At 52.6% G+C, this 17,649-nt stretch carries 14 protein-coding genes; 3 read left to right on the plus strand and 11 right to left on the minus strand.

Annotated elements, in window-relative coordinates:
- Positions 1-285: 285 nt before the first annotated feature.
- Both ompF and aspC read left to right on the plus strand, forming a co-directional pair.
- Positions 286-1,374, plus strand: a complete 1,089-nt coding sequence (ompF, locus tag OGV74_RS17630) for a porin OmpF (RefSeq protein ID WP_003035828.1) — start codon at positions 286-288, stop codon at positions 1,372-1,374.
- Between the two features lie 183 nt (positions 1,375-1,557).
- Positions 1,558-2,748, plus strand: coding sequence for an aspartate transaminase (gene aspC, locus OGV74_RS17635; protein WP_003035825.1), 1,191 nt, complete (start codon positions 1,558-1,560; stop codon positions 2,746-2,748).
- Positions 2,749-2,801: 53 nt separating this feature from the next.
- Here aspC and OGV74_RS17640 read toward each other — a convergent pair whose 3' ends face one another.
- The 7 genes from OGV74_RS17640 to cmoM form a co-directional block, all read right to left on the minus strand.
- A complete protein-coding gene (locus OGV74_RS17640; RefSeq protein WP_003035823.1) occupies positions 2,802-3,449 on the minus strand; it encodes an MBL fold metallo-hydrolase in 648 nt (215 codons plus the stop codon).
- A gap of 28 nt (positions 3,450-3,477) precedes the next feature.
- A complete protein-coding gene (gene mepK / locus OGV74_RS17645) occupies positions 3,478-4,026 on the minus strand; it encodes a peptidoglycan L,D-endopeptidase MepK (RefSeq protein WP_003035820.1) in 549 nt (182 codons plus the stop codon).
- 177 nt (positions 4,027-4,203) lie between these two features.
- Positions 4,204-5,955 (minus strand): L,D-transpeptidase, encoded by a 1,752-nt coding sequence (ldtD, locus tag OGV74_RS17650; RefSeq protein WP_086503913.1) that lies wholly within the window; start codon positions 5,953-5,955, stop codon positions 4,204-4,206.
- Positions 5,956-6,214: 259 nt separating this feature from the next.
- Positions 6,215-10,675 carry a chromosome partition protein MukB gene (gene mukB, locus OGV74_RS17655; RefSeq protein WP_003846984.1) on the minus strand — a complete coding sequence of 1,487 codons (4,461 nt, stop codon included), beginning with the start codon at positions 10,673-10,675 and terminating at the stop codon, positions 6,215-6,217.
- Positions 10,675-11,379 (minus strand): chromosome partition protein MukE, encoded by a 705-nt coding sequence (gene mukE / locus OGV74_RS17660; protein WP_003035809.1) that lies wholly within the window; start codon positions 11,377-11,379, stop codon positions 10,675-10,677. Before mukE ends, mukB begins: the two co-directional genes overlap by 1 nt.
- Positions 11,360-12,682 carry a chromosome partition protein MukF gene (gene mukF / locus OGV74_RS17665; RefSeq protein WP_003836877.1) on the minus strand — a complete coding sequence of 441 codons (1,323 nt, stop codon included), beginning with the start codon at positions 12,680-12,682 and terminating at the stop codon, positions 11,360-11,362. Before mukF ends, mukE begins: the two co-directional genes overlap by 20 nt.
- Positions 12,675-13,478, minus strand: a complete 804-nt coding sequence (cmoM, locus tag OGV74_RS17670) for a tRNA uridine 5-oxyacetic acid(34) methyltransferase CmoM (protein ID WP_086503912.1) — start codon at positions 13,476-13,478, stop codon at positions 12,675-12,677. Before cmoM ends, mukF begins: the two co-directional genes overlap by 8 nt.
- A gap of 135 nt (positions 13,479-13,613) precedes the next feature.
- Here cmoM and elyC point away from each other — a divergent pair, with 135 nt between their 5' ends.
- Positions 13,614-14,390, plus strand: coding sequence for an envelope biogenesis factor ElyC (gene elyC / locus OGV74_RS17675; RefSeq protein WP_086503911.1), 777 nt, complete (start codon positions 13,614-13,616; stop codon positions 14,388-14,390).
- Here the strand turns inward: elyC and OGV74_RS17680 are convergent.
- The 4 genes from OGV74_RS17680 to OGV74_RS17695 form a co-directional block, all read right to left on the minus strand.
- A complete protein-coding gene (locus OGV74_RS17680) occupies positions 14,367-15,260 on the minus strand; it encodes a YcbJ family phosphotransferase (RefSeq protein ID WP_003035798.1) in 894 nt (297 codons plus the stop codon). The two genes, elyC and OGV74_RS17680, sit on opposite strands and share 24 nt — an antisense overlap.
- A gap of 164 nt (positions 15,261-15,424) precedes the next feature.
- Positions 15,425-16,171, minus strand: a complete 747-nt coding sequence (gene kdsB / locus OGV74_RS17685) for a 3-deoxy-manno-octulosonate cytidylyltransferase (RefSeq protein WP_003035796.1) — start codon at positions 16,169-16,171, stop codon at positions 15,425-15,427.
- Positions 16,168-16,350 carry a protein YcaR gene (ycaR, locus tag OGV74_RS17690; RefSeq protein WP_003035793.1) on the minus strand — a complete coding sequence of 61 codons (183 nt, stop codon included), beginning with the start codon at positions 16,348-16,350 and terminating at the stop codon, positions 16,168-16,170. Before ycaR ends, kdsB begins: the two co-directional genes overlap by 4 nt.
- A 51-nt stretch (positions 16,351-16,401) precedes the next feature.
- A complete protein-coding gene (locus OGV74_RS17695) occupies positions 16,402-17,634 on the minus strand; it encodes a winged helix-turn-helix domain-containing protein (RefSeq protein WP_086503910.1) in 1,233 nt (410 codons plus the stop codon).
- Between the last annotated feature and the right edge of the window lie 15 nt (positions 17,635-17,649).

Genomic DNA, 17,649 nt, shown 5'->3' on the forward strand with positions numbered 1-17,649 from the left:
TAAATAGAAATAAAAACGAGAATTTTGGGGCAAGGGTATCCGAAGTTTGACGCTGTTCACAAAGTTGCACAAAAATAACATTTTGTTACACATTTTTTCTTTTTGAAACCAAATCTTTATATTTGTAGCACTTTGACGGTAGCGAAACGGTAGTTTGAATGGAAAGATGCCTGTCAGACACATAAAGACACCAAACTCTCATCAATAGTTCCGTAAATTTTCATTGACGGAATTTATTGGCGGCAGTGGCAGGTGTCATATAAAAACCGATGAGGGTAATAAATAATGATGAAGCGCAATATTCTGGCAGTGGTTATCCCTGCTCTGCTGGTAGCCGGGGCAGCTAACGCTGCAGAAGTTTATAACAAAGATGGCAACAAGCTGGATGTATACGGTAAAACCGTAGGTCTGCACTATTTTTCTGATAACGCTGGCAACGATGGCGATCAGACTTATGCCCGTCTTGGTTTCAAAGGGGAAACTCAGATTAATTCCGATCTGTCCGGTTACGGTCAGTGGGAATACAACTTTGCCGGTAACAACTCCGAAGGCGGCAGCGACGCTCAGAATGGTAACAAAACCCGTCTGGCATTTGCTGGTCTGAAATATGCCGATCTGGGCTCTTTCGACTACGGTCGTAACTACGGTATCGTTTACGATGCCCTGGGTTACACCGATATGCTGCCAGAATTTGGTGGTGATACCGCGTACAGCGACAACTTCTTCGTTGGCCGTGTAGGTGGTGTTGCGACCTACCGTAACTCTAACTTCTTCGGTCTGGTTGACGGCCTGAACTTCGGTATCCAGTATCTGGGTAAAAACGAGCGTGATGGCAATACCGGTCGTTCTAACGGCGACGGCGTTGGCGGTTCTGTAAGCTACGAAATGGATGGCTTCGGTATCGTTGGTGCATACGGTGCAGCTGACCGTACCAACGCGCAGGAAAACTCTTTCTACGCTAACGGTGGCAAAAAAGCTGAACAGTGGGCAACCGGCCTGAAGTACGATGCTAACAACATCTACCTGGCAGCGAACTACGGTGAAACCCGTAACGCAACCCGCCTCTCCACTACCCAGAATGGCGTGACCACCAGCGGCTTCGCCAACAAAACGCAAGATTTCTTTGTTGTCGCTCAGTACCAATTCGATTTCGGTCTGCGCCCGTCCATCTCCTACAACAAATCTAAAGCGAAAGACGTAGAAGGTGTAGGTAACGAAGATCTGGTGAACTACATTGAAGTAGGCGCAACCTACTACTTCAACAAAAACATGTCCACCTATGTTGACTACCAGATCAACCAGATCGATTCTGACAACAAACTGGGTGTGAACTCTGACGACACCGTAGCACTCGGTATCGTTTACCAGTTCTAATAGCAGACCTCTTTGTTAAATGCCTTAAAAACAGGACTTCGGTCCTGTTTTTTTATATCTGCTAGCAAATTCTTGCGTCTTAAAAAAACACCTCAGCTTTTCGTCAGTAACGGTTGGCATTTTGTAAATCTACCGTTAACCTGATAGCGGACTTCCCTTCTGTAATCACTATGGAACCTCGTCATGTTTGAGAACATTACCGCCGCTCCTGCCGACCCCATTTTGGGTCTGGCTGATTTGTTTCGTGCCGATGACCGCCCTGGAAAAATAAACCTCGGGATCGGTGTATATAAAGATGAGACAGGCAAAACGCCGGTACTGACCAGCGTAAAAAAAGCCGAGCAATATATACTGGAAAATGAAACCACCAAAAACTACCTTGGCATTGACGGTATTCCAGAGTTTGGTCGTTGCACTCAGGAATTACTGTTTGGTAAAACGAGTTCGCTTATCAACGATAAACGCGCACGTACAGCACAGACCCCTGGCGGCACTGGCGCACTGCGCGTGGCAGCTGATTTTCTCGCAAGAAATACGTCGGCTAAACGCGTATGGGTGAGCAACCCAAGCTGGCCGAACCATAAGAGCGTCTTTAACTCTGCCGGTCTGGAAGTTCGTGAATACAACTATTACGATGCAGCGAACCACTCATTAGACTTTGATGCGCTGCTGGCCAGCCTCAGCGAAGCTCAGGCTGGCGATGTGGTACTGTTCCACGGCTGCTGCCATAACCCAACCGGTATCGATCCTACGCTTGAGCAGTGGCAAACGCTGGCTCAGCTTTCTGTCGAGAAAGGGTGGTTGCCGCTGTTTGACTTCGCATACCAGGGCTTTGCCCGCGGTCTGGAAGAAGATGCAGAAGGTCTGCGCGCATTCGCCGCGCTGCACAAAGAGCTGATCGTTGCCAGTTCCTACTCCAAGAACTTTGGTCTGTACAATGAGCGCGTAGGTGCCTGTACGCTGGTTGCGGCTGATGCTGAAACCGTCGACCGTGCGTTTAGTCAGATGAAATCAGCCATTCGCGCTAACTATTCCAACCCGCCAGCGCACGGCGCATCCGTAGTTGCCACGATTCTGAGCAATGACGCGCTGCGTGCCATCTGGGAACAGGAACTGACCGATATGCGCCAACGCATTCAGCGCATGCGTTTACTGTTCGTGAATACGCTGCAGGAGAAAGGTGCGAACCGCGACTTCAGCTTTATCATCAAACAGAACGGCATGTTCTCATTCAGCGGTCTGACAAAAGAGCAGGTTCTGCGTCTGCGTGAAGAGTTTGGTGTCTACGCTGTCGCTTCCGGACGTGTAAACGTTGCAGGAATGACGCCAGATAACATGGCGCCGCTGTGCGAAGCGATTGTCGCAGTACTGTAATCTATCGCGTACAAAAAAGGCCGCAATAGCGGCCTTTTTATTTATCTGCGGTATTACCAGACAGGCATTTCGTCCTGCAGGAACGGGTTATGAAGCCGTTCGTTACCCAGCGTAGAAAGTGGGCCGTGACCCGGAATAAACGTCACGTCATCGCCCAGCGGCAACAGTTTACGTTTAATCGAATCGATCAGTTGGCTGTGATCTCCGCGCGGAAAATCGCTGCGCCCTACGCCACCTTTGAAAATCACGTCACCCGAAATCAGTAACTTTGATTGCTCATCAAAGAAGACCACATGTCCCGGTGTATGACCCGGACAATGCAACACCTGCAACGTCACGTTGCCAACGCTGACCCGATCACCTTCGTTCAGCCAGCGATCGGGCGTCAGCGGCTCACAATCGCCCAGGCCAAACATGCGGCTCTGCGCAGGGAGCCCCTGTAGCCAGAACTCATCTTCTTTTTCCGGACCAATAACCGGTACACCATAATGCTGTGCCAGTTCAGCTGCCGCCCCAACATGATCAAGATGACCGTGAGTAAGCAGGATCTGCATTAGCGTCAGACCGCTGGCATCCACTTCCTGTTTGATTTTCTCGGCATCGCCGCCGGGATCGACCAACGCGGCCAGACGAGTCTGCTCACACCAGATTAGCGAGCAGTTCTGGGCGAATGCAGTGACCGGAATAATACGATAGTTCATACAGCTCCTGTTTCATTAAGCTTATGGATCACCAGTGCCGTGCAGGGCCGGTGTCGATATGCACAAAGTTACTGCTGGGGTAGTATCCTACACCACCTGCGCGCATAGATAACGCAGCTTTGCGAATATTACTTAATGCGATGCCTTCAATATGGAAATCCATGGCCTGGCCTTTGGTGTGGTAGCTTTTCTTGGCCACACCGCGACTGCGCGCACGTAGTTCATTATTGGTATCGACGGAACGATAACCGGAGATCAGCTGTACGGGTTTACGCGTACCCAGCAGGCCCTGCAGACGGAAGAGTTGATCAAACAGTCCGGGGTCAATGGATTTCACTTTATTGGCCCGAAAATCACGGAAAAAGTGGTTAAGTTTTGCTAATTCGTCCTGAATATAGCCCCTGCCATCAAAAAACTCTGCTTTTATTGACTCACCGGTATGCAGGTTATTCAGAGTCAATATACGCGGACGTGGGGTAGAGAGTGTTGCAAACGCAGGCGTAGGCAGGATGGCAGCGCCGAGGGCAATACCACCAAGCGCCAGCAGTTTGCGGCGATTAGCGTCAAATTTGTCCATGGTATTAAGGTCTACAAGGTCAATGTTATCGTATGTATGCTCTAGCGCACGCGGGAAACCTTATCTGGCTAAGTAGTCCACGTCAAGGCTCCCAACCCCAGGAAATACGGGGCTCACAGCCATTTTGCCCCGTTTCCAGCATAACTTACGACAATCATTTTCCTCGAACTGCTTCATTTATCTGATTAATTGCTCGGCTTTTGACACAATTTGTGCGCTGGATCGCGCTGTCAGATCGTAATTGTAAATATCTGTACGATACTGCGTGCGACCATCCGGGCCAACAAATGCGGTCAGATAGTAGAGGTTGACCGGAATATTCTGGCGAATATTCACGTACCGCGTATCCCCTTGCTTCAGGGCATCCGAGATGCGGGTATCATTCCAACCCGCGTCCTGTAGCAGCATATTCGCCAGCTCAGATGCCTTATTCACACGCACACAGCCGGAACTTAACGCCCGCGTATCTTTCTGGAACAGATTGTGGTTCGGCGTATCGTGCAGATAAATAGCGTCCGAACTCGGCATATTGAATTTATAGCGTCCGAGCGAGTTACGTGCGCCCGGAGCCTGCTGAAAGCGGAACGGCAGATTGGACGCAGTGATGGTGGCCCAGTCAACCTGCCACGGATCTATCGTCTCTTTACTGTTCCAGCCGCGCATTACGGTATAGCCGTGACGTTCAAGATATCCCGGATCATTCCATAACTTAGGCAGAATATCTTTTCGGGCCAGCGTCGGTGGAACGTTCCACGGTGGGTTAACGACCACGTTATTCAGCGCACTACTCATCATCGGCGTTTTGCGATCTGGACGCCCGACAATAACGCGCGAGGCCAGCACCTGATTGCCATTCTGATAATAAACCAGCGAATAGGCAGGAATATTCACCATGATACCGGTAGACAGCCCACTCGGTAGCAGTCGCAAGCGCTGAATATTTAACGCCAGCACGCCCGCACGCTGAGCGGGCGTCACGTTCAGCCAGTCACGCGTGGCAGGGCCAATCGCGCCATCGGCGCCAAGTCCCTGCCACGTCTGAAAACGCTTTACCGCATCAACCAGTTCACGATCGTAGGTGCCACGACCTTCTTTGCCAGACGTACTGACGGCAGGCTCCAGCATCCCGGTTCGTCGCAAAATTTCACGCAGCGCAGGGATGTCATTACTCCACTCCCCCGGACGTAGCGTTGCTGTACTGGTGAGCTGCGGCCAGGGACGTGTATCACCTACCAGCTTGAGCAGCGATTCATGCATGGCTGCATACTGCGGATGCTGAGGCGCCAGGCTGGCAACAAACGAAGTTAGTTGACCGTTATCCAGTGCGACCTGCCACTGGTTGATGACAGAAATCGGCGGCGTCGTTAGCGCATAGGGCTTATCGCTGTAAAGCCAGCGATTACCTTTGACAGGTATATTAGCGATAAAGTGCAGATACCCCATCATCGCATCCGAGAGCACAATGTCTCTCGCCTGACCGGTTACTGCCGGATCAGTCAGAAGTGCAACCCAGGTAGTAAACTGCGGCTGAAAGCCAGCAATCGCGACCTCGGCCAACTGTTGTTGAAAGGCCTTTACCGCATCACGATTTTCCCACATCGGCTTCATTTCACGTGCGGCATACAGCAGTTCCAGCTGGCTCATGTAGACCGGCGTATAGCCTGCTTGCAGTTGAGAGTGTATTTCGGCGCGGGCTTTATCGACAGACACGCCTTCTGGCAGCGGTTGAATACCCGCCATGATAGCCGTCGCAGAAGATTGAGCCTGCGGCTGCGATAACGCTGTTGGCTGTTCACTGACGGTCGCAGAGCTATCGCCAGGGATCATTTCAGGCTCATCGGCCTGCGCATTGAACAGTGGAGCGAATGTTACGGCCAGGCATAAACTGATTGCCGACAGCCGACGACCACACATTTTATTAAGCAACATCCCTTGCCCCCTGTTTTCTTTATCATACTCTGAATAGCCAGGCCGCCTGTATTCCCCTTTATTTTGACGGGGGCGGACCTGTAAAACGCCAATACAAACTGAAGTATGACGAGCAAGCCCGTGACGCGTTGGGCTTACCTTTAGTATATAAACATCAAAAAGTTTTTGCCTAACCTAATGTAAAGAAGTCTAAAGAAATTACACCAGGCATGACGTCTTTGCGGAAAAAAATAAGGCGGCCTTGTAGCCGCCTTTTTGCTTAGCTTGCCTGCGAGGAGGCATCTTCAGTCCCCGGCAGTGGTTCCGGTAGCTGAGGCGCAAATCCGCGCAGCCCCACCACATGAACGTGCTCGGTGTTTTGGAAGACTTTACGCACCAGTTTGTAGGTGGTGCCTTTCTCTGGGCTGATGTTTTCCGGCGCAGCGATAATCAGCTGCATCTGCAAACGCTCACACAGCTCAAACAGAGTCGCAATAGAGCGCGCATCGAGTCGTGCTGCTTCATCAAGGAACAGCAGGCGGCAAGGAGAGATGTCTTTCCCGCGCAATCTGCGACCTTCATCTTCCCAGCTTTGCACCACCATCACCAGAATAGACATCCCGGTCCCGATCGCTTCACCCGTTGACAGCGCGCCAGATTCAGCACGCAGCCAGCCGTCAGAACCACGGTTAACCTCAACTTCCATTTCCAGATAGTTACGATAGTCCAGCAGCTCTTCACCAATGGTTTGCGGCGTGCGTTGCCCCATGTCGATCTGCGGATTCAGGCGCTGATACAGCTTCGCCAGCGCTTCTGAGAAGGTCAGGCGATTGCTGTTAAACAGATCCTGATGCTGTTCATGTTGCTCTGAAAGTACGTCCAGCAAGGTAGCATGCGTTTCACGCACATTGACGTTCAGGCGAACGCTGTTAACCTGGCCAAACGACACACTTTGCAGCCCCTGGTTCAGCATGCGAATACGGTTCTGTTCACGCTGAATGGTCTTACGAATAATGTTCGCCACGCTGCGTGAGCTGATCGCCAGTTTCTGTTCACGAGAGGTTAACTCTTCCGTCAGACGGCTCAGCTCAATCTCCATCTGTTCGATGGCTTCAACCGGATCGTCGGTACGGATAATATCCTGCCGAATACGTTCACGCAGATGCTGGTAAACCGCGACGAAGAACTGGATTTTGCGCTCTGGGCGTTTTGGATCTTCAGACATACGCAACACATCGCGCAGGTGTTCGTTATCCGCAACCGCCAGACGTAGCGCACCGAGCGCCTTATCCGACATCGAACGCAGTTCGTCACCGGAAAGATAGGCCAACTCGCGACGGTGCAGACGACGTTCCACACCGTTATCTTTCACCATCCGCATGACTGCACACCAGCCGGCTTTGGCGGTGACTACCTGCTCACGCATTTCATGATAATCACGTTCCAGCTTGCGCAGTCTGCGGGTCAGGTTTTCCATCTCCGCTTCGCAGAAGGTCAGTGCTTTCTCAAGTTGGTTGCGGCGTGCACGGTTGTTGCTGAGCTGCGCATGCAGTTCGTCACGACGGATACGCGCGCGCTCTTCGGCACCGCTGTCCGCACGAACACCAATATCCTGCAGTTCACGTTGTAAATCGTTAAGCAGCTCTTTTTTGGTGTCATAAGAGCTTTTTAGCGATGCCATGACCTGGTTATACTGGCTTAACTGTGCAGCATGACTGCGCAGCGCCTCACGAGCGCGGGTACGTTCGGCTTCCGCCTGTTCCAGGCGTTCACGCAATTTTTCGTTCAGATCGCTATTACCGCTCAGCATTTCGGCTGAGTCGGAATAACTAAAGTGAGCCCGACGCTGTACGACTTCAGTCAGCGCAAAAGCCTGCTGACGTGCGTCGCGCTGCATCTGCTGGGAATACGTATAGTCTTCCTTCAGCTGTTCAAACTGCTCAGGGTCATTTTGCAGAACTGAAACGATTGGTTCCAGTTTCGCCAACTGATTGCCATGTTGCTGTACAAAACGCGCGGCTTCCTGAGCTTCATCCAGACGCTCGCGAATTTCGTCCACGCGATCGGCCAGCGTGTCATCGGCCAGCAGATTCAAGCGCGGCAGCAGGCGGTTCAGCGCGGAGACACCCTCTTTCGCCTGTTCAAACTGCATACGGCTTTGCTGGTTATCATTTTCATGATTAGTCAGCGCACGTTCCAGTTCAACGCGACGGCTATTCAGTTGGCGAATTTCCGCTTCTGGATCGGCTTCAAACGCCACCGACAGATGGCTGCCGATAAAGCGGCTGAACGCCTGATGCAGACGCTGGGTTTTCTGTACATCAAAGGAGAGCGTGGCGAAACGTTCAGACAGCCCTTCACGCTCGGCATGCAGGGTTTCGATACGGCTTTCACGCGCTGCACGACCAAAAATAGGCACCTTCGGGAAGCGGGAATAACGCCATTGACGCTCGGCGGTTTTCACCACCACCGCATTTTCCAGTTCATCAACGCTGAAGACGCTATCATCAAACGACTGCGGATCCCCTTCGATGAAATAGAGATCTTCCGGGCAATCCGTCAGCCCTTCAAGCTGTTCGGTAATTAGTGATAGATCTGGTACCACGATGGCATGGCGCGAAGGACCGTACAGCGCAGAGAAGTACGGGGCATCTTCAAGGCTAACGTCATCATAAATTTCTGACAGCAGCACGCCGCCAAAGCGTTCCGCCAGCGCGTTCAGACGCTGATCTTCCGCCCCGCCCGGCTGACTTAAACGTTCAATCTCTTCATCAACCGCATTTTTACGTGCACCGACTTCATCACGCTCAACAATGGCCTCACGCTCGCGCTCCAGCAATTGTTGCAGATACTCGGTCACATCCTGGCTGGAGGTAAACTCTTCGCCACACTGCTCGCTAAGCTGATTCAGGCTATTTTGCGCAGCCAGCCAGACAGGTGCCCGCTTCATCAAATGCTGAATACGGGATTGTAGCTGTTCCTGTTCCTGACGCAGCGTCATACGCTGTTCGCTGGCAGACGAGACGCTGTCCGACAAGGCGGCGATGCGCGCTTCCAGTTCCTGGTGCAGCGCTTCCAGCTCATCGATATCAAACTGTTTACCCTGACGCTTGCAGAATTCGGCCAGCAGACGCTCGGCATCCTGCTGTTCGCGCAGACGCTGCTCCAGTTCGCTCAGTCGCATACGCAATGGCTGAACCTGTTCCGCCAGGTGGCGCTGTTCAACGCCTTCGCGCAGCAGTTCACGCGCCACGCTCCAGGCTTCACTACGTGCCAGCGGGCCGTTGATAGCCGCCACCAGCTGATAAGCCTGTTCGAACTGGCTATGCGCGGTTTGCGCCACGCTCATTTTTTGTTCAAGCGTTAGCAGCTTTTCAGTGGCTTCCTGCTCTTTGGCCTGGAAAGTCTCCAGCCATTCGGCGGCGCTGTCGGCTGTCAGATCCGGTAGGTGGCAGAGCTCTTTCGCCCGATTTAGGGCCTGGATCGCCTGGGTATACTGGATGGCTCGCGTCTGCTGGACGTCCAGCGCCTGCTGGTAATCGGCAAGCTGGCTTTTCAGCTCATCCACTTCCAGTTCGGCGGCTTCCGCGCGGGCTTCGTTTTCATCCTGGCGGTCAACGGCTTCCGCAACCACCTCATTTTGTTCTTCAAGACGGATCTGCAGTTCTTCGAGATCCGCTTCGTAGCGTTCAATTTTTTCCTGCTGACGCAGCGCGGTTTGCACCAGATTCAGGTGATCGCTCGCGGCCTGATAATCGGCTTCCAGATCGCCTTCGGCGCCGTTATGCTCGCCCAGTTCACGCGCCATATCCACGTGCTTGTACTGCTCTGCCGCCAGCTGCTTACGTGAGGTATACAGTTCACGACGATATTCCAGTGCTTTATCCAGATGGATACGACGTTCGTTGGCGTGGCGCATATAATCCGCAGCCACATAGTTGGTCGCTTCGCTGATCAAATGTTTAAACAGGTCGCGGTCAGACTGGGTTACGCGAATCGCTTCCAGCGTCATGCGGTTTTCACGCAGCGCGGCTTCCATATCCTGGAACGCTTTACGGACGCCGCCGTTTTCCGGCAGCAGGTAGTCACGCAGTGAACGGGTAATGGCGCTGGAGATCCCGCCGTACAGCGAGGCTTCAATCAGACGGTAGAATTTACTACGATCAGACGCGGAGCGCAGGCGACGGGCAATGATGCCCAGATCGAACATCAGCGAATGATAATCGGTTATTGAGTTGAACTGCTTAAACTGCACACCTTCCATCTCATCAAGCTTCTCTTTCAGCTCAGGTAGAGACAGTACGCGCGCCTGGCGTTCGTTCAGCGTTTCCGTCACCAGTTGGGTTGGCTGTACCGACATCGGCAGCCCCTGAATGGCAAACGGTTTGATATCCACTTTGCGATCACGACCCGCAACCTGTTGCAGACGCACACCCACGACCACGCGCTGATGACGCGAGTTGAGGACGTCGAGCATTGAGTAACAGACCCCTGCTTTCAGCTTACCGTGCAGACCTTTATCACGTGAACCGCTGGTTGCACCAGCTTCGGTGGTGTTACGGAAATGCAGCAGGGTTAAGTCCGGAATGAGCGCCGTAACAAATGCCGCCATGGTGGTGGATTTACCCGCACCGTTACCACCGGACAGCGTGGTGACCAGCTCATCGAGATCAAACGTACGGGCAAAAAAACCATTCCAGTTAATCAGCGTAAGTGAGCGAAATTTACCGCGTTCAATCATTATTCTTCTTCTCCACTGTCCGGCTGATTCTCTTCGGGCTCATCGTTGAGCTGCAGACGATTCTCGACCGCCATCGCTTCACCATCACGAATTAAGCGACGCTGTGCTTCACGCGGATCGTCACCGCTACGCACATCCGCACCAAAGCGGAAGACAGATTCCGTAATACGGAATTTGCTGCTGTCGTGGCCCAGAAACCACACCATGCCTAAGCGGCGCAAGCGGTTGAGCGAAGAACGCACTTTTTCCTGTAGCTTCTGGCGGTCAACGTCAGAACCGGTTGAACGGTTGTTCACCAGCTTCAGCAGTTTGGCTTCATCCGCCAGCGTTAACAGCTCGTCATACAGCTCTTGCTGGGTAAAAATCCCTTCGTTCGCCAGGCGTTCCGGGCTGAGATAGAGATAGCAAAGAATTTTACCCACCATCATGTCCAGTTCAGACAGGACCGAACGCGGAATGAGCGTCGTTGAACGCGGACGAAGGTAAAAGAACCCTTCCGGCGCACGGATCAATTCCACGTTATAGCGGCTGTAAAACTCTTCAAAATATTCCTGAAAATCCATCAGGAAGGCATGATTATCCAGTTCATCCAGACCGATATGGCGGCCCGAACGTAAGGCACTATCCAGCGCCGGAAATAACGGATTCGCCAGCGCCTGCGCCAGCTTTACCGGCATCACTTGTTCAATATTTGTCAATGACATGCGCCTGTACCTTGGCTCCGTAATCATTAATCGGCTGCCATTTGGCTGGCAGTCCGGTGAAGTCTGCTTGCGCTACGCCAAGGCGTACCGCCTGATCGATAACAATACGCGCGACGTCGAAATGACGCGCACGTGGGTATTGCGCCAGATACTCGCGCACTACCAAACCGAGATCCAGTGGTGTTTGTCTGGATTTGTAGATAGCCAGCTGTTCTTCGATGATCGCCGCCAGTTGTTCACGGATCTCGTTAAATTCTTCATATTCCAGATCTTCCGGAAGTTCACCGGTGACCTCTTCGTCACGCAGCACCATCTCCTCGTCACGCATATCCAGCAGACGATCGGCGTTGGCATAGGTCAGCGCCCATGGGTCGTCAAAGTAGGTCTGGACAGACTGACGCAGACGCTGGGCGAAGACGCGGTTTTTATCCATATCGATCGCGGTACGGATAAATTTATGCACATGACGATCGTAGCCGATCCACAAGTCAATGGACTGCTGACCCCAGCTAATAATGCGGTCGAGCTTGCTTTGTAAATCAAACACCAGCCGATCAACAAAATGCAAATCATCATGCGTCATTGTGGCGTCCTGGATGCGTAACAGGTTAGCCTGCAGCTTATCCCCCGCTGCTTCCAGCGTATCCTGCAGTTCACGCAGCGTACCAGACGTTTCAGAAAGCAGCAGTTCACAGCTGGAAATCGCCGCCCGCCAGTCTTTGTTTAGCAACTGTGCGATGTCGTCTTTTACCTGCTGCTGCTGTTCATCCATGATGCGCTGGGTCAGATCGATACTGTCGAAAATCTCCGCCACCGAGTATTTCAATGGCGCATAGACGTTGCGGTGCCAGTGGAATTCATCGCCACCTTCCGCTGCCGCATCCGCCGCGCGCTTCAGTTCGCCTGCAACAATCGACAGTTGCATGGAAAGACGCAGCGTAGAGAACTCGCGCTGACGAATATAGTAATCTGTGATGCCAATCCCGAGCGGCGTTAAACGGTAAATGGCGTTGCCTTCAGCCTGCTCGCTGGTAAAGCGGTTCAGCAGACGTTGACGCACCATGTCGTTGATCGCGTTGTTGGCGCGGACGCCGATGGTTTCGCTGGTTTGCTCAAACGCATCACTCACATGGCGGAACGCATCCACCAGTTCACCTTCACTCATCTCACCGTCAAGTCGCTCACCGTTCAATGTGGCGACCGCCAGCAGGAACGAAAGTCTGTCTACCGGCAGAGAGATGGAGAAGTCATTTTTTCTGGCCCAGGCAACCAGTTCGGGGACTGTCTGGGAAAATTCACTCATAGGTTATCCTTGCATCTGCGGCTCGGGCCGGACGTTTAATCGCGGTGACATGAATATAGCGCCCAAGGCTGATATACGGTTCCTGGCGGCAATAGCGCTTTTCTATTTCTGTTAAAGCATCAAAACAGTCATGCTGTTTTTGTTTATCACGCAGATAATCATGAAACACCCTCACGCCCGTTTTACCGGTTATCTCCCAGCCAATCTCCTCCAGCCAGCCATAGACCTGCTGAGGGTCGCGCGGGAAATCGGGAGACAACGTGCGCCGTTTCTTTTTATACATTCCCTGCTGTACATAGCCGAAATTACCGACCAACACATTACGCATCAACAGGCCATTTGCATTGTAGAACATCAGCGATAAAGCACCGCCCGGGCGTAACATCGACCACAATGTTTTTAAGACGGCTTGTGGATCGGCCACCCATTCCAGCACAGCATGAAACAATATCAGATCAACCTGAGAATCCAAATGCTGTGGGATGTCCTGAGCGGCACAATGTATAAAATGCATGTTGTCGCTCACACCTTGCTCTTCTGCCGCCCGTTGCGCTCGCGCCACCATCTCAGCAGAAAGATCGCACAAGGTAACGTGATGGCCCCGCTGCGCCATCAGAATGGCTGTCTGCCCTTCTCCGCCACCCGCATCAAGCACACGCAATGTCTGGCCCGCGTAGTCGGCAAGAAGTTTGTCCAGATCCTGCCAGAGGATCGTCTGGCGAAGCTGACCTTTAGTGGTGCCGTAAATGTTACGGGAAAACTTCTCTGCAATGTCATCAAAATTGCGATCCCGCATCGGGCTCTCCACATGCTGGCTTTAGGGTGACTAAGTAAAACCGCTATTTTGTCACACCCACGCCGAGAATGAACCTTCCTGGTGTAATATCGCTGCAGATCCCCTGCTGTATGGTTAAAAAAGGAACCAAAAAGGATGCTTTTTACGCTGAAGAAAGTGATTGGCGGTATGATGCTGCCACTTCCGCTAATGCTCATTATCATGGGTATAGGCCTGGCGCTGCTCTGGTTTAGCCGCTTTCAAAAAACAGGGAAAGTGTGCATTAGCCTGAGTTGGCTGGCGCTGTTACTTCTTAGCTTGCAACCCGTCGCTGATAGACTACTGAAACCGATTGAGGACAGCTATCCAACCTGGCAGGATACACAAAAAGTGGAATACATTGTGGTGTTGGGCGGAGGGTATACCTGGAATCCTCAGTGGGCACCAAGTTCAAACCTAATCAGCAACAGTCTTCCGCGTCTGAATGAAGGTATTCGCCTCTGGCGTGCTAATCCGGGATCGAAGCTTATCTTTACCGGTGCTGCGGCAAAGAGCAATAACGTCAGTACTGCAGAAGCGGGAGCCCGCGTAGCGCAGTCACTGGGTGTGCCACACGGTGATATCATCACGCTGGATAAACCTAAAGATACTGAAGAAGAAGCCGCAGCGGTTAAGCAGGCCATCGGCAGCGCGCCGTTCCTGCTGGTGACCTCCGCATCGCACTTACCACGAGCAATGATTTTCTTCCAACAAGCTGGACTACACCCGTTGCCCGCGCCGGCTAATCAGTTAGCAATTGATTCACCGCTAAATCCGTGGGAGCGCGCGATCCCCTCTCCCGTCTGGTTGATGCATAGCGATCGTGTTGGTTACGAAACATTGGGTCGCATCTGGCAGTGGTTAAAAGGTTCAGGCGAGCCACGGCAGCAGTGATTTCGTTGCCAGATCAAAGTTGGTGCGATTAAAACGTCCGGTGTTGACTAGTTGCGCCACCTCATCCCATAACACATACAGCCAGCGCCGCCAGATGAAGGACTCCGCCACGGGCGCGCGTTGCAGGTATTGCCAAAGCAGGCTTTCCGCCAGCGCGTTATCCATTAAACGGAACAATTCATACTCTCTGGGCGCCCACAGCATCAACCCCGGTCCCACCATGGCCAGTAGCTGATCGCTACGGGCGTCTTTGAGCATGCTACGTAAACTGAAATTACCGTGGATCAGTACGCAGTTATCATTGAATCCTTCAAATAAAGCGGGTAAACACTCACGGGTACGAAACAGGATCCGCTTATCCTGCATCGTCAAGCCAGTATTGTTGAACTGATTTAACGTGGTCCACAGCACCTCAACACGCTGGCGATACCAGGATGGCCAGATATTCTCTTGCGTGTTATCCACCATTCCCACGCAGCCACGGCTATCCTGCCGATGCCATGACAGCAGACCTTCTACGATCTGATCTTTTAAATGTTCCCAGCGTTCGGGCGTTCGGGCTGGCGCTTCCACCGGCACACCCCGTAAACGCTCAAGCAGTAACACATCGGGGCCGGGATGCTCTTCGTGGGTCAAGACCCCGTAAATGACGGGCATACGCACCGTACCGCTGCGCGCTAACATGGAGGTTTTCCATGCCAGTTGCTGCGCCATACCTGGCGTGGTGAAACTTCTCGCCATCAGCGGCATCGGATTTCCCTGGCTGTCGTACAGTGACCACAGGGCCGTATCCACTTTTTCATTCACGCATTCTATACGACTGAGTTTTTCGCCCAGCAGGTGGCTGAGTTCGGCACGCAACTGTTCCATTTCAGATTGCCCTCATAAATGCTACTGCTTTCATAATGAGCGTCGGGCAGACAGATGTCACCCGGATGAGATCAATTGATGAAAAGAAAAGTGGAGGGAAAGCGCAACGATACGACACTCCTCCCAAAAATACGCATCAATATGGGGGAGTGCCGTGAGAAAAACTAAGGCATTTCGGCGCGAACGCGCTCGAGATCTTCGGTAGTGTCTACGCCGGTACCCGGGACTTCTTTTGCGACGGCAACGTGAATTTTTTCACCGTACCACAGCACTCGCAGCTGCTCCAGCATTTCGATATGCTCAAGCGGGCTAGGCTGCCAGTTAACATAGCGGCGAATAAAACCGGCACGATAGCCGTAAATGCCCAGATGGCGCAGGAAGGTGTCCCCCACCGTTTCCAGACTTTTGGCGAAACGATCGCGATCCCATGGGATGGTCGCGCGTGAAAAATAGAGCGCATATCCTTCAGCGTCCAAAACGACTTTTACCGCATTCGGATTAAATGCCTCTTCCGCACTGTGAATCGGAGCCGCAAGAGTCGCCATGCCGACCTGACGTTGCGCCAGATTCTCAGCCACCTGGCGAATAATGACCGCCGGAATCATCGGCTCATCACCCTGTACGTTCACAATAACGGTATCATCGCTAAAACCACATTTCTCGACGACTTCCGCCAGGCGTTCCGTACCAGACTGGTGATCGGCGCGGGTCATGCACACTTCCCCCCCCACCGCTTCTACCGCGCGAGCGACATCCTCGTGATCGGTGGCCACGATGATACGTTCAGCACCAGATTCACGCGCACGCTCCAGGACATGCACGATCATTGGCTTGCCGTTGATATCCAGTAGCGGCTTGCCCGGCAGACGAGTGGACGCATAACGCGCAGGAATAATGACCACAAAACTCATGATTTACTCTCATCAGCAGTCAGAACGCGGGCTTCGGTTTCCAGTAACACAGGAATGCCATCACGCAGTGGGAAAGCAAGGTTATCCAGTTTACAAATCAGTTCCTGTTTTTCCTGGTTAAACCAGAGTTTGCCATTGCATACCGGGCAGGCAATGATTTCAAGCAGACGATGATCCATAGTTCCTCCAGATGGACCGGATTGTGAATCCGTAAATATTAACATAATCGCTTAAAGGGCTGGGTCTATTTCCCAACCATGGCGTGCATCAGCAAATAAACCTTCAGGATAACGTCCCAGCGTCACGCGTGTTGCCAGTTGCCAGCGGGCAAAATCGTCAATCGCCTGAAACAATCCTTTTTGCAAAGTCACCCCAGGCTTAACCCCATCCTGTAACCACAGTGAAATCACGTCCAGCACGCCCGTTTTACGGTGCATTTTGGCATCCATTCGCCCAACCAACTGCCCGCGGTGCAGCAACGGCAAGACGAAATAACCGTACTGACGTTTTGGTGCTGGCGTGTAACACTCCAGCCGATAGCTAAAATCGAATAGCTGCTCTGCCCGTTTACGATCCCAAACCACCGGATCAAAAGGCGATAACACTGCGCTGTGGGTCGCCGTTAATTTGCCCGCCAGCGCCTGTTCGAGTAGCGGCTGAAGGTGGCTATGCAGCCACAGTGTTCCCAGCCCTTCAACGTCGACAGGAATAATCTGTTGCTGTTCCGCCCGTTCGTTGCACCAGTTTTTTAGCGCCGGGCGCTTCAGGCGGTAGTAGTCTGCCAGCCATTGTTCGCGGAAAATCCCCAGACTGCGGGCGCTGTTATCCAGCATAACGCTTTCAGCATCTTCCTGCGAAAGTGGGTCGCGTTCATCGTCCCAGTGTGGCATGACGCGATGGGTTAAATCATACACGCGCTGGAAATTACGCCGTTCCACCACCATCACTTTCCCGGCAGTGAACAGCCCTTCAAGATGACGCTTCTGCGGTTTCCATTCCCACCAGCCGCTGGTCCCCTTGCGTGGATGCTCAAAATCAGCAGATCGTACCGGTCCGTTATGCTGGATGTGCTGGAGCAGTTGCTCAATTTCATAAGCATGTTCTTTCATCCACGCCGCTTTATACTTCCAGCCCATATTCTCCGGGGCCAGCATGCGGTGACGTATCAGCATAAAATCGCTGCGCGGCAAAAAGCAGGCCTCGTGCGCCCAGTATTCCATCAGTTCGCCCTGCTGTAATGAGTCGTCCAGCCATTGGGGTGAATAATCTCCTAAACGACTAAACAGCACCAGGTAAGGACTTCGCGCCACAATATTGATAGTATCGATTTGCAGTAACGACATGCGCGAAATAGTCGCGAGAATATCTGCCGGGGTTGCCCGACGGCGTGTTTTTTTCAGCAGACCTTGAGCGGCAAGGTGAAGATGACGGGCATCCGTCAGAGAAAGGTGCGGCAACGACATCTATGGCCTCATAAA

It is taken from the genome of Citrobacter sp. Cf116 (genome assembly GCF_030336505.1).
In the GTDB taxonomy this organism is placed as follows: Bacteria; Pseudomonadota; Gammaproteobacteria; order Enterobacterales; family Enterobacteriaceae; genus Citrobacter; species Citrobacter freundii.

Coding starts and splice junctions, on each gene's coding strand:
- aspC (WP_003035825.1), top strand. CDS start 1,558: ATGTTTGAGAACATTACCGCCGCTCCTGCCGACCCCATTTTGGGTCTG.
- mukE (WP_003035809.1), bottom strand. CDS start 11,379: ATGTCATTGACAAATATTGAACAAGTGATGCCGGTAAAGCTGGCGCAG.
- OGV74_RS17695 (WP_086503910.1), bottom strand. CDS start 17,634: ATGTCGTTGCCGCACCTTTCTCTGACGGATGCCCGTCATCTTCACCTT.
- ompF (WP_003035828.1), top strand. CDS start 286: ATGATGAAGCGCAATATTCTGGCAGTGGTTATCCCTGCTCTGCTGGTA.
- mepK (WP_003035820.1), bottom strand. CDS start 4,026: ATGGACAAATTTGACGCTAATCGCCGCAAACTGCTGGCGCTTGGTGGT.
- mukB (WP_003846984.1), bottom strand. CDS start 10,675: ATGATTGAACGCGGTAAATTTCGCTCACTTACGCTGATTAACTGGAAT.
- elyC (WP_086503911.1), top strand. CDS start 13,614: ATGCTTTTTACGCTGAAGAAAGTGATTGGCGGTATGATGCTGCCACTT.
- kdsB (WP_003035796.1), bottom strand. CDS start 16,171: ATGAGTTTTGTGGTCATTATTCCTGCGCGTTATGCGTCCACTCGTCTG.
- ycaR (WP_003035793.1), bottom strand. CDS start 16,350: ATGGATCATCGTCTGCTTGAAATCATTGCCTGCCCGGTATGCAATGGC.
- cmoM (WP_086503912.1), bottom strand. CDS start 13,478: ATGCGGGATCGCAATTTTGATGACATTGCAGAGAAGTTTTCCCGTAAC.
- OGV74_RS17680 (WP_003035798.1), bottom strand. CDS start 15,260: ATGGAACAGTTGCGTGCCGAACTCAGCCACCTGCTGGGCGAAAAACTC.
- OGV74_RS17640 (WP_003035823.1), bottom strand. CDS start 3,449: ATGAACTATCGTATTATTCCGGTCACTGCATTCGCCCAGAACTGCTCG.
- mukF (WP_003836877.1), bottom strand. CDS start 12,682: ATGAGTGAATTTTCCCAGACAGTCCCCGAACTGGTTGCCTGGGCCAGA.
- ldtD (WP_086503913.1), bottom strand. CDS start 5,955: ATGTTGCTTAATAAAATGTGTGGTCGTCGGCTGTCGGCAATCAGTTTA.